This window comes from Paraburkholderia sp. GAS333 (assembly GCF_050435665.1).
Classification (GTDB): Bacteria; Pseudomonadota; Gammaproteobacteria; order Burkholderiales; family Burkholderiaceae; genus Paraburkholderia; species Paraburkholderia fungorum_A.
On the sequence record NZ_JBNDKS010000001.1, the window covers coordinates 1,356,675 to 1,369,376 of the forward strand.

At 63.5% G+C, this 12,702-nt stretch carries 10 protein-coding genes; all 10 read right to left on the reverse strand.

Going from position 1 to position 12,702, the window contains the following annotated elements:
* Positions 1–76: 76 nt before the first annotated feature.
* Positions 77–1,408, reverse strand: a complete 1,332-nt coding sequence (locus ABH945_RS06115; RefSeq protein WP_429250006.1) for an MFS transporter — start codon at positions 1,406–1,408, stop codon at positions 77–79.
* 548 nt (positions 1,409–1,956) lie between these two features.
* Positions 1,957–3,426: an aldehyde dehydrogenase family protein gene (locus tag ABH945_RS06120; RefSeq protein WP_429250007.1), complete on the reverse strand. Its 1,470-nt coding sequence runs from the start codon at positions 3,424–3,426 to the stop codon at positions 1,957–1,959.
* Between the two features lie 76 nt (positions 3,427–3,502).
* Positions 3,503–4,729 (reverse strand): dienelactone hydrolase family protein, encoded by a 1,227-nt coding sequence (locus tag ABH945_RS06125; RefSeq protein WP_074764080.1) that lies wholly within the window; start codon positions 4,727–4,729, stop codon positions 3,503–3,505.
* 59 nt (positions 4,730–4,788) lie between these two features.
* Positions 4,789–5,613 carry an SDR family oxidoreductase gene (locus ABH945_RS06130; RefSeq protein ID WP_429250008.1) on the reverse strand — a complete coding sequence of 275 codons (825 nt, stop codon included), beginning with the start codon at positions 5,611–5,613 and terminating at the stop codon, positions 4,789–4,791.
* Positions 5,610–6,239 (reverse strand): cysteine hydrolase family protein, encoded by a 630-nt coding sequence (locus ABH945_RS06135; RefSeq protein WP_429250009.1) that lies wholly within the window; start codon positions 6,237–6,239, stop codon positions 5,610–5,612. Before ABH945_RS06135 ends, ABH945_RS06130 begins: the two co-directional genes overlap by 4 nt.
* On the reverse strand, positions 6,239–6,772 hold the full coding sequence (locus ABH945_RS06140) for an aromatic-ring-hydroxylating dioxygenase subunit beta (RefSeq protein ID WP_429250374.1): 534 nt from the start codon (positions 6,770–6,772) through the stop codon (positions 6,239–6,241). Before ABH945_RS06140 ends, ABH945_RS06135 begins: the two co-directional genes overlap by 1 nt.
* On the reverse strand, positions 6,772–8,097 hold the full coding sequence (locus ABH945_RS06145) for an aromatic ring-hydroxylating dioxygenase subunit alpha (protein ID WP_429250010.1): 1,326 nt from the start codon (positions 8,095–8,097) through the stop codon (positions 6,772–6,774). The genes ABH945_RS06140 and ABH945_RS06145 overlap by 1 nt, the downstream gene beginning before the upstream one ends.
* Positions 8,098–8,122: 25 nt before the next feature.
* Positions 8,123–9,073 carry a PDR/VanB family oxidoreductase gene (locus ABH945_RS06150; protein ID WP_429250011.1) on the reverse strand — a complete coding sequence of 317 codons (951 nt, stop codon included), beginning with the start codon at positions 9,071–9,073 and terminating at the stop codon, positions 8,123–8,125.
* 220 nt (positions 9,074–9,293) lie between these two features.
* A complete protein-coding gene (gene andR / locus ABH945_RS06155) occupies positions 9,294–10,277 on the reverse strand; it encodes an anthranilate 1,2-dioxygenase regulatory protein AndR (RefSeq protein ID WP_429250012.1) in 984 nt (327 codons plus the stop codon).
* Positions 10,278–10,551: 274 nt separating this feature from the next.
* Positions 10,552–12,672, reverse strand: a complete 2,121-nt coding sequence (locus ABH945_RS06160; RefSeq protein WP_429250013.1) for a putative bifunctional diguanylate cyclase/phosphodiesterase — start codon at positions 12,670–12,672, stop codon at positions 10,552–10,554.
* Positions 12,673–12,702 lie beyond the last annotated feature (30 nt).

Consider the following 12,702-nt stretch of genomic DNA (forward strand, 5'->3'; position numbering starts at 1 on the left):
CAAGGAGCGGTATCCGGCACACGCGAGAACTCGTGGCCGGATACGGTTCCAACGTAGATCAGAAAGGCGCGGCCACTCAGTTCCGCAACGGCTCATGCGCGGTTTCAGGCGCGTGCCACGCAGCGAGCAACGTGATGCACGCCGTGCCGATCAGCAGGATCGATACCGGCCACGTCGCGCCGCCCGCCCAGTTCATCAGCAACGTAGCGACGAGCGGCGTCAATCCGCCGGATATCGCGCCGCCTAGCTGGAAGCCGAGCGATGCGCCGCTGTAGCGCAGACGCGTCGGGAACAGTTCCGACACCCATGCTGCTTCCGGGCCGAACATGATCCCTTGTCCGAGGCTGACTGCGATCGCGATGGTCAGTGCAATCGTGGTGGGATCGCGGCTATCGAGCAGATGGAACAGCGGAAACGCGAACACGATCGAAAATACGCAGCCGGTGAAGAACATGGTGCGTCGTCCGTATAGATCGGATAGCCAGCCGAACAACGGAATCGTCACGAGTTCGAGCGCGGCCGCCAAGAGCAGGCCGTTCAGAATCACGCTCTTCGGCAGGCTCAGATGAACTGTCACGTAGCTGATGGTCACGATGGTCGCGACGCTAACCCACGCGATCTCCGAAATTTTCAGGCCGACCGCCACCAGGAAGGTCCGGCGGTGGTTGGCGAGAATCTCGAAGAACGGCACCTTGGCGAGCTTTTCCGGTTGGGCGACGCGTTCGAACGCGGGGCTTTCGGCGACACGCAGGCGGATCACGATTCCCGCCACCGCGAACAGGATGCTGATCAGAAAGGGCAGACGCCAGCCCCACGACAGGAAGTCCGCTTGCGGCAGCCACGCCATCATCGAAAACACGCCGGTGGAGACGATCACGCCGACCGGATAGCCGAGTTGCACCAGACTGCCGAACAGTCCGCGCCGATTCGGCGGCGCGTGTTCGACGGCCATCAGGATCGAGCCGCCCCATTCGCCGCCGATCCCGAGACCCTGCGTGAAGCGCAGCACGATCAGCAGCGCGGGCGCCCACAGGCCGATCTGCGCATACGTCGGCAGACAGCCGATCAGAAACGTGCCGACGCCCATGATCGCGAGCGTCAACGACAGCATCGCCTTGCGCCCGAGCCGGTCGCCGAAGTGGCCGAACACGATGCCGCCCAGCGGTCGCGCGACATAGCCGACCGCATAGGTGCCGAATGCCGCGATCGTGCCGACCAGCGGATTGGCCGCTGGAAAGAACAACTTGTTGAAGACCAGCGCGGAGGCAATCGCGTACACGACGAAGTCGTACCACTCGAAGATCGATCCGATCACGCTGGCGATCAGCACGCGCCGTCGCTCGTGATGGAGATGCTGCGACGCGGGTGTTGCGACTGCCGGCGGCGCGTCTGCCGTGACTTGACTCATGGTGGCTCCCTGTAACGATGGTAGAGGCGATTCTCTTAAAGTAGAGCAACGTCCATGCCATTTGAGAGGGGCCGTGGTTATGTTCCCGGCGAAAAGGAAGGTGATGAGGGAGGGTGAAAGCCGTACGAATGGGGTTGGCGGGGGATTTGTCAGCTTCTCGCGGAGGAGAAAAAAGACGGGGTTGCTGCGTTTGGGACGCGGCGAGGACGGGCGGTGGATGAGGGATGCGGTGCGGTTCGAAAGACTTCGAGGGCGCGTTTTTGTGCAGCGATGCACCGTCACGTTTCATCGCACCAGTGCGTGACATAAATTCCACTATCGTGGAGGGCGTCGATTATGGTGTCGTGGACAGGACCAGCACGCAGTTTCAGATAACGATTGAAATGCAACTAACCGTCAGGCCGATCGTATTCACCGAAAACGCTGCTCCGCAGCGTTCTGGTCTTCAGGCGAGGAGAGGCCGATAAAAAAGGGTGCGGCGGCATACCCGCACCCCGACAACAGATCGTTATCTTCAGTTCACGTCAGAATCAGAACGAGACAAACCCTCAAAACGGAAACACCCGCTGCCCCATCTGCACCGTGACCCACTTCAGCTCGGTCATTTCCTCCATCGAATAACGGCCGCCTTCACGGCCGCTGCCGCTCATTTTCGTGCCGCCAAACGGCACATGCGGTTCATCGGACACCGTCGTGTCGTTGAGATGAACCATGCCGGCTTCGATCCGCAACGCAAGATCGAACGCTTTCTGCAGATCGTTGGTGATCACGCCCGCCGACAATCCGTACGACGTATCGTTGGCGACGTGCAACGCTTCCTCGGAATCGGCCACGCGAATCAGCGAGGTGACCGGGCCGAAACTCTCGTCGTCGTAGATCGTCATCGCGGACGTGACATCGGCGAGAACGGTGGGATCGTAGAAGTTCTCGCGATGCGTGCCGCCCATCAGCAGGCGCGCGCCTTTCGACACGGCGTCTTCCACCTGCGCGTCGATCACGCCACATTGCGAGCGGCGGATCAGCGGTCCGATGACGGTCTTTGGATCGCGCGGATCACCGACCTGATACGTCTTCGCCCGCGCGACGAAGGCTTCCGCGAACGCGTCGTACACCGGTGCTTCGACAACGATCCGCGAATTCGCCATGCACACCTGGCCCTGATGAAAGAAGATGCCGAAGCAGGCGGCGCGCACTGCGTAGTCGAGGTCGGCGTCGCGCAACACGATCAGTGGATTCTTGCCGCCCAGTTCCAGCGTGACCTTTTTCATCTGCTTCGCCGCTTCGACCGCCAGGTGTCGGCCCACACGCGTCGAACCCGTGAACGTCAGCATCCGCACGCGCGGATCGGTGAGCAGCACGTCGCCGACTTCATCGGCGGGACCGGGCACCACGTTCAGCACGCCGGGCGGCAAGCCGCCGCGCTCGAACAGTTCGGCGATTTTCAGGCCCGTCACCGGCGTTTCTTCAGATGGCTTCAGCACGAACGTATTGCCCGCCGCGAGCGCGAGCACGACCTTTTTCATCGCCAGCCAGAACGGTGCGTTGAATGGCGCGATTCCGGCGATCACGCCAAGCGGACGGCGCAGCGTGAAGCCGAGTTGTCCCTGCATGCTATGCGGCAGCGTCTCGCCGAACACATGCCGTGCATCGCCCGCCGCGCTGCGCAGCAGGTCGATGCCGCTCATCACTTCGAACATCGCTTTCGGATAGGTCGAACCGGACTCTTCGATCAGCACGTCGCGCACGTCGTCGGCCATGGCGGCCAGCGCATCGGCGCAGGCCAGCAGAATATCCGCGCGCTTCGACACGACCATGTTCGCCCACATGTCTTTCGCCCGATGCGCGGCATCGACCGCGCGCATTGCGTCGGCGCGGGTCGCCTGATGCACGTTTGCAAACTGCTCACCGGTTGCCGGGTTGTAGTCGGGCCGCGTCTGGCCGTCGGACCCGGCGACCCATTGCCCGTCGATAAACAGTTTGCCTTCGCGGATCACGCGCGCGGCGGTATCGGTTGTCATGATGATGCGGCTCCAGAGAGGAAACAGCGGTTGACGTGCGGAAGAGCTGAAAGAGGGCGGCGCGCAAGCCCCGGATCTATTCGACCGGCGCGCTGTCTTTCCAGCGCGCCATCAGCGTGTTCGACGGCAGTTTTTCGTTCATCAGCTTGCGCGCCGCTTCGGCGCCGGACACCGGCAATCCAGCGGGATCGAGCAGCCCGATCTGCACGAGCACGCTCGCCTGATCCCAGTAGATGTGCTCGTTGTAGAGCTTCGGTCCGCGAAAGCCGACCACCACGAGCATCGGAATTTCGACGTAGCGGCCGGTCGGCGCGACGCCGGGCAACAGCCAGTCGATTTCGCGATCGTGCGTGAAACACAGAATGAATTCGTCGACCATCCGGTCCACGCCGACCACGCGCGAGATCGGCACCATCTTCGTGTCGGCGGGATTGTTGTGGATGAAATGGTTCGCGTAAAAGCGCTTGAGTTCGGTATAGCCGGTGCCACCGGTCATCGTCGGCACGTGGTTGACGTACGGTTGCGGCACCATCGTCTGCATCGTCGCTTCGGGATCGCGCGCGGCGAATTCGAGGTAGAAGTGATGATCGGCGATCGCGCTCAGGTCGTAGTCCGGCCCCAACGTCTTGCGGAATACGTCGAGACTGCGCGTATGCGCGGGCATCGCGGCGCTCTTGACGAAGGTCGGGCCGCTACGGTTGAACGCGTGGCCGGCTTCGGGATAGACGTGGAGTTTGACGTTCGGCTTGTCGCCGAGCGCCGCCTTGATTGCCGCAACGGCCGCAGGCGGATTCATCGGATCGGTTTCGCCGAAGTGCAACGCGAGCGGACAGGTGATCTCTGCCGCGAGATCGAGTGCATCCTGAATGCCGACGCCGTAATAGCCGACCGCGCAATCGACACCGCATTGCGCCGCCGCCAGATACGCAAGCTTGCCGCCGAGGCAGAAGCCGAGCGCGCCCACCGCACCGGTCGATTCCGGCATCGAGCGCGCAAATTGCACCGTCGCGCGAATATCGCCAATGGCGCGCGCAACGTCGAAGCGCTTGTAGTAATCGAATGCTTTCGCGTGATCGGCTTCGCTATAGCCAAGTTCGATGTTCGGCTCGAACTGGTGGAACAGATCCGGCGCGAGCACGACATAGCCTTCGCTCGCGTACAGGTCCGCGACTTCGCGCATCTCGGCATTGATGCCGAAAATCTCCTGCAACAGCACGATGACCGGACCGCTGCCCGTATCCGGCAACGCGAGCCAGGCATCGAACTGCGAGCCGTTCGACGTGATCTTGATCTGCTGCGACATGGGTGTCTCCTTCGGGGACGTTCTTTCTGAATGGGACGAAACGTGTGTGTGATGCCGTGTCAATCGGCAGGCTGAAGACGCGCGAACCAGTCGCGCGGCGACACGCCCTGGTCGGGTCCGAGAATCGAAAAACCACCGTCGACCGGAATATCGACGCCGGTAATCCACGACGCGTCGGCCGAGCAGAGGAATGCGACCACCTGCGCGATTTCGTGTCCACGCCCGACGCGCCCGAGTGGATGCAGTGCCTCGCCGACCTTGTCGGCGGTATCGATCGAGCCTTGCGCGAGTTGTTCGAGCGACGGCGACCAGGTCCATGCGGGCGACACCGTGACCGCCCGAATGCCGTCGGGCGCGAGCGTCACCGCGAGATTGCGCGTGAACTGCTGCAACGCCGCTTTCGACGCCGGATACAACGCGCGCCCCGCCGCGCCGAACTTGCCGCCGGTGCTGCCCAGATTGACGATCACGCCGCCGCGCGACAGATGCGGCGCGGCCTTCTGCGCGAAGATCGCGGCGGACACCAGGTTCACATTCAGCAGATGCGTCCATTGCTCGCGCGTCGACGCGAGGCCGGAATCGGCATACGTGCACGCGTTATTGATCAGAAAGTCGAGCCGTCCGAAACGGCGCAACGTCACGTCGATTGCGCGGTCGATCTGCGCGTCGTCGGTGATATCGGTGTCGACGAAACAGGCGGCGTCGCCGAGCGAATCGGCGACGGCCCGGCCCGTGGGTGCGTCGAGTCCGAGGATCGTCACCGAGGCGCCCGCCGCGACGAGCCCGCGCGCGATGTCGGCGCCGAGCCCTTGCGTGCTGCCGCTGACAATCGCGACTTTACCGGCCAGCCGGCCATGCAATCGGGTGGAAGCGGGCGCGTTCATGCGTGGTTCTCCTGTTGCGCGAGCGCCGTGTCGACGCTGCCGATTTCCGCCAGCAGACGCATGCTGTCGAGCGACGCTTCGTGAGTTCGCGTATCGGCCGCCGCGCACGCATCGGCGGCGACCGTTGCTTCATAGCCGAGATCGACGGCATGACGCACCGTCATTTCGACGACCGAATGCGTCGCCACGCCCGCCACGATCAGATGACGCACGCCGAGTTTCAGCAGCAACTGTTCGAGCGGCGTGCCGATAAAAGCGCTGGTGCGCCGATGCCGGATCACGAACTCGTTCGCGCGGGTTTCATCGGGGCCGAGTCCGTCGTAAAACGACGCGCCCCATGTGCCTTCCTGCACCGCGCCGAGTTCCGCGGTCTTGCGGAAAATCCAGCAGTTCTGCACGAGGTCGGCATAGTCCGGACGAAATGCGATGCGCACGTGAATCAGCGGCAGGTGCATGCGTCGCGCGCCGTCGAGCAGCTTTTTCGCCGCATCGATGACACGTTCGCGCGCCGGGTCCGCCGCCGCGAGGCCGACGCGAATCTTGCCGTCCGGATGCAGCACGTCGTTCTGATAGTGCAGCGCGAGCACGGCGGTGCGCTGCAACGGGGGCGTGGAAATCGCCGTCATCAGACGAACACTTCCAGATTCGCGAAGGCGTCGGCGGCATTGATCAGGTCCACGCGCTTCAGGTAGATCTGCCAGCCGCCGTTGTCCTGGGCGACGAGCTTGTGCGTCGTGAGTCCGGCGAGCTGACGCTGGCCGTTGCGCCATTCGGTCAGACTGAACGTGGAATGGACGATCAGCCGGCCGGCTTCATCGGTGCCGTCGATCATCACGTTGCCGATCACGCGAGCGGTGCGCGTGACCGGTTGTTGCGACCAGTTGCGCGGATTCGTGATGCGGCGCACGCGTACTTCGCGCAATGTCGCGTCTTCCCAGAACAGCGAAATGTGGTCGCGTGCATTGGTCTGCTCTGGATCATGCGGCATCCAGTACATACCGTCGGCGGTCCAGAGATCGAGCCACGCGTCGAAGGCGCGCGTGTCGAGCAAACGCGCTTCGCGAAACAGAAACTGCTCGACATCAACGCGCAACGTATCAGTCACGCGAACTGGATTTGCAACCTGGGTAGAGAGGTCGAAAGTCGTGTCGAACAACATCATGCGGCTCCCTGGTTTCCGGCGATCTCGTTGAGCATGAAGCGCTTCCACGCGACAAACTGATTGCGCATGGGCAACTCGCTGGTGCCGTTGATCGACACCATGCCGTTCTCCACCGCGCGATCGGTGCCCGCATAGCGGTGCATGCTGATCCAGTCGCCGCCGTTGGTCTGGTTGCCCTGCTGGCAACGCGCATACACTTCGACGTCGTCGGGCATCACGTTCGACGACGGCGAATTGATCACGTTCGCGTAGGTCATTGCGCGTTCGAATACCGAGTCGGGCGCGCCCTTGAGTTTGAATATCTGGATTTCGACCAGGGTCCGGTCCACGGCGAGTGGACGGATCACGCGAAACTGCTGGAACACCGTATGCGGCGATCCGCTGCCGTAGATCACCGTGTTATGCCGGTTCATGCCGAGAATGTCGCGTGCGCGGGTTTCGCCATACGCTTCCGTCAGCGCCGCGAAATGCGCGCTCGAGACCGGATCGCGTTCGGCGGCGGCCGGATCGAAAATGCCTTCCATGTAGCCGTGGCCGTTTTCATACGCGCGCAGTTCGAGCTTTTCCCAGAACTCGTACGGCTCGCCGTTGCCTTCCATGATCAACAGTTCGAAGGGCAGTGAGCCTTGCGCCTCGGCCTGCGAACGCGCGGACACCACCGACGATTCGTGCGTGACCGGCGCATGCATCGTGTCGTGCAGATTCTCGTAAAACACCTTCCAGTTCGAGCGTTGCAGCACGCGGAACACACCGCCCGCCACTTCGACTTCGCCGACCGGCGAGCGGTCGCACAGGTTGTCGATCGACGACGCGACGCCGTTCAGGAACTCGGCCAGCTCCGGTCCTTCTTTCGACTGGCTCGCGAACACGAAGCCGCGATACACGCCGACGCGCGCCACTTTGCGCATCGAAAAATCCGGGTGCTTCGGATCGAAGCAGGTGTTTTGCAGGCCGTTTTTCAGCGGCGCCGACAGGTGCGCGCCGTCGAGCCTGAAGGTCCACGCGTGATACGGGCAGCGAAAGAACTTGCCGGTCGAGCCGTCGCCGTCGGCGACGACTTTCGCACCTTTGTGCGGACAGCGGTTGTAGACGACGTGAATCTGTCCGTCGCCCGCGCGCACCATGACGACGTCCTGATCGCCGAGGAGCGTGGTGTGATAGTCGCCGGGATTTTTCACCTGGCTTTCATGGCCGACGTAGATCCACGCCTGACCATAAATACGCTGCATTTCAAGCTCGAAAATCTGCGGGTCGGTGTAGACGCGTTTATGCACGCTGTCCGGGCGCACCAGGCTCGCGAGGGTCTCGTTGCTGAGGCTCATTCGGCTTCCTTGAATGGGGAGAGGTTTACAGGTCGAGCACGAGCCGCGACGATGTCGCGCGTGACACGCACGGGCAGAAGTCGCCGCGTTCGCGGTCCTGCTCCGACAGACAGATATCGCGGTGATCCGGCGTGCCGTCGATCACCTGGGTCGTGCAGACACCGCAGTCGCCACGCCGGCAGTCGAATAGCGGATCGAGTCCGGCGTCGATCATCGCGTCGAGCACGGTTTTTCCTGCGGCTACGTTCAAGCTAAGGTTGCTGGCTTTCAGCACGACTTCGAAGGCGGTGTCCCCGGTGCTGTCCTGATTGGCGGTGAAGAGTTCGCTGTGAACTTGCGCAGCCGGCCAGCCGAGCGTGTCCGCTTGAGCCAGCACGGCGTCGATCAGCGGACGCGGCCCGCAAACATACAGATGACGCCCGGCTTGCGGCGCACCGATCGTCGTCGCGAGCGGCATGCCGTTGCGCGGATCGCCGCCGTCGAGCCAGCAGGTCGCGGCGGGCATTGCGAGCACGTCGTCGCGGTAAGCCATGGTCGCGGCTTCGCGGGCGGCGTAGTGGAGCGCATAGGCGGTCCCGGCGGCATCCAGCGCGCGTGCCATGGCAAGGATCGGCGTGATGCCGATGCCGCCGGCTATCAGCAGCGCATCCTGAGTGGCCGGATCGAGTGGAAAGTCGTTGCGCGGTACGCCGATCTCCAGTTCCGCGCCTGGTTCCAGTTCATGCACCCAGCGCGAACCGCCGCTGCTCGTGGCTTCCAGTTGCACGGCGATTTCGTAGTGGTCCGTGTGAGCGGGCGCGTTGACGAGCGAGTACGCACGGCGCTGCGTGCGTCCGTCGATCGGCACATGCAGGCCGATATGCGCGCCTGCGCTGAAGGCGGGAAGCGGCGCGCCGTCGGCGGCGACCAGCAGCAGGCGCCGTATCGTCGGCGTCAGCGCGTCGATACGCGCAACGCGCATGCGCAGCGTTGTCATCCTGGAACTCCTTCGATTGCATTGCGGGGTCGATCCAGACGACTGTAGGGCAGCGCTTTGGCGGTCTATAGCCGTTGATCGCAGCGAATGTCCAGAATGCGCAGCTTTATCGCGCGGGAGGGGGCGAATGCGGGAAGGAGGGGGGCGTAACAGGGGAAAATAAAGCGGCGATGCGCGCGAACGCGCGCCGCGATCGCCAACCGGGAATCAGGACGGCGGCCTAAACGCCGCGCTGCTGCGCGTTGCGCAACGTGTCGGACGGCGCTTCGCCGAATTTCTCCCGATACACGCTTGCGAAGCGGCCGAGATTCACGAAGCCGCAACTCAGCGCGATATCCGCGACGCGGTCGGCGTCGCCGGCACGCATCAGCCTGTCGCGGGCACGTTCGATACGCGCCTCGCGCACCAGTTGCATCGGGCTGACATCGCGAAAGCGGCGGAAACTGTGCAGCAGCGTGCGCACCGGCACACCTGCGGCATCGGCGATATCGGACAGCGTCAGCGGCTCGCACGCATGTTCGCCGATGTACGCCTCGGCGCGCCGCACGGTACGCGGCAGCAGCACCGATGTCTGCGTCCGTTCCTGACTGTGATGCGGTTGCCCGGCCAGCAGAAGCATCACCAGCAGCCGCTCGATTTCAACTGCAACACGGCGGTCGCGCTGCGCCAATGCGACCGTCTCAGGCGACCCGGCCAGCAGCCGCAATTGCGCGAGCCACGGCGCAAGTTCGGGGCGCGACAGATCGATCGTCGGCTCCATCTGCAGATGCTCGAAACCGGAATGCGCGAGCATCGCCTGCTTGTCGATGCGGACGAAAAACTGTTCGCAATCGCCGGAAAAGGTGCCGCCGAAGCGCGTCGACGGCCCGACCACCACGCCCTGGGACTGCGCGGCGATCAGCCGCCGCGAACCGACCGACACGTCCGCATAGCCGCTCAGCGTGAGGATCACGAGGTAGTAGTCGCCCAGTTCGCCCGCCTCGACGCTCATCGCGCCCGCGTAGCCGAGCGAGCCGAAGGCCAGGTTTTCGAGCCGCGCGTAGTTCATGTACGCCGAGTGGCCGGGCCGCGCCGGACCCGGCATCAGCCGATGCGGTTGCAGCACGGCCGCAATGCGCTGACGCGTGTCGTCGACGTCCGTGGATTCGAAATATCGGTATTTGCGCAGGGCCGTCGGCTCGATCTGCAGGGAAACGGGCAGCATCAGATGGGCACTCGTCAACAGGTTGTGGGGAGCGAGGCATGTGCAAAATGACGGTCCTTCGCACACGGGTCCCGATGATGACGGTCACCTTACCCTTTTTATCCACGTCAAAAAACGGGAGTTTGCCGGATTGCATGCGTGGGGCATGCCTGATGTGCCTATGTGCCTATGTGCCTATGTGCATAACGTGCGTCGTTCGACGCGTGACAGGCGAGGCGGAAGATCCGCCCCGCGCGGCAGCGGCCACGGCGCCACGGACTGTGACCGCCGACGCTCAGTCCGCGCTGCCTTCCTCGGCGAGCGACGAGGGCTCATCCAGCAAGGGCGGCGATTTCAACTGGGATGCCGCCTCGACGAACTGCTCGGCCGGCATCGGGCGTCCGAGCAGAAAACCTTGCAGCGTATCGCAGCCCAGGCTGGTCAGAAAGGTTTGCTGCATCGGCGTCTCGACGCCTTCCGCGACGATATTGAGCTTCAGGGTCCGGCCGAGCGCCACGATCGCCGAGACGATCGCCGCGTCCTCGCTGTCGCGGGCCATGTCGCGGATAAACCCGCGGTCGATCTTGAGTTCGCTCGCGGGCAGCCGTTTCAGATACAGCAGGCTCGAATAGCCAGTACCGAAATCGTCGATGGAAATACGCACGCCCATTGCATGGAGTTGCATCAGGATCGCGAGACTCGCCTCGACGTTGTGCATCGCGGTCGTTTCGGTAATTTCCAGCGTCAGGCAGGCGGGTTCGAGCGAATGGCGCAGCAGCGTTTGCCTGACCGTTTCGACGAGATGCGTGTGATTGAACTGCAGCGGCGAAAGATTCACGGCCACCGTCCAGTTGGTGTTGCCGGCGTCGTGCCACGCGCGCATCTGCCGGCACGCCTCGTTGAGCACCCACTCGCCGATGGGCACGATCAGCCCGCTTTTCTCCGCGAGCGGAATGAACTGGTCGGGCGGGATCAGTCCGCGCGTCGGGTGCTCCCAGCGCAGCAGTGCCTCTGCGCCGACGAGCGGTCCATTGGGCGCGTCGAACTTGGGCTGGTAATGGAGGATCAGTTGTCCGCGCGTCAGGGCGAGCCGCAGATCCTGCACGATCTGCAACTGTTCGTGAACGTTGGCGTTCATCGAGGTCTCGAAAAAGCAGTAGGCGTCGCGTCCTAGTGCTTTTGCGTGATACATGGCCGCATCCGCGTTGCTCATCAGATCGTGTTGCTGCGCGCCGTTGCCCGGATAGATCGCGATGCCGATGCTCATCGACACGCACAACTCGTGTTCGTCGGTATGGATCGGCTCGCGAATTACCGTCATCAATGCTTCCGCCAGCGTGGCCGCGTCCGCGGGTTCGTCGATGCCGGCCAGCACGACGAATTCGTCGCCGCCCAGCCGCGCGACGGTGTCCTGCCTGCGGACCTGAGCGCCGATGCGGCGCGCCACCTCGAGCAGCAGCAGGTCGCCCGCATGATGTCCGAACGCGTCGTTCACCGCCTTGAAACCGTCCAGATCCATGAACAACAGAGCGAAGCTGCCGCTACTGCGATCGGATGCCTGGATGGCCTGGCTCAAACGGTCTTCGAGCATCAGGCGGTTCGGCAGTTTGGTCAGGCTGTCGTGCAGCGCCAGGTAGGTCAGCTCCTGGTTTGCCTTGGCCAATGAACTCGCCAGAACCGAGGTGCGCGCCTCCAGCCGCAAATCCAGAACCGAGATGATGAGCGCGATCGCCAACACGGCCAGCGTGATGATAATGACGACCACGGCCAGCCAGCCGGTACTGACGCCGGTTCGCGCCGCGCCGCAGATGCTGCCGTACGGAAAGCGCGCGGCAGCCATGCCGGTGTAATGCATGCCCGCGATCGTAAAGCCCATCACGACCGCCGCGCCCGCCCGCAAGGACCACACCCGCGAACCTTCGCGGCGCAAGCGGTAGGCAATCCAGAGCGCGGCTCCCGACGCCCCGATGGCAATGGCAATCGAAAGCGCGAAGAGTCCCGGCTTGTATTGAATCGCGGGCGTCATGTGCATGGCCGCCATACCGGTGTAGTGCATGCCGGCGATGGCCGACCCCATCAGCAACGCGCCGACGAACAGACGCGACCACGGCAAGGTCTTCTGCGAGACGAGCCACAAGGCCAGCGTCGAGGACGCGACGGCGAGCAGCAGCGACAGCCCGGTGATCTCGGGATCGTAGCCAAGCGGAACGGGCAGGCGGAACGCCAGCATGGCCACGAAATGCATTGACCAGATACCCAGCCCCATCGAGCACGCTCCGCCCGCGAGCCACCAGTGAGCGGCCCGCCCCGTGGCCGTGGTGATGCGCCCAGCCATGTCGAGCGCTGTGTAAGACGCGAGGATCGCTACCAGTAGCGACCAGAGAACGAGTAACGGGTTGTATGTGCCGGACAGCATTCAATCATTCCTTGCTTGCTTGTATCGACG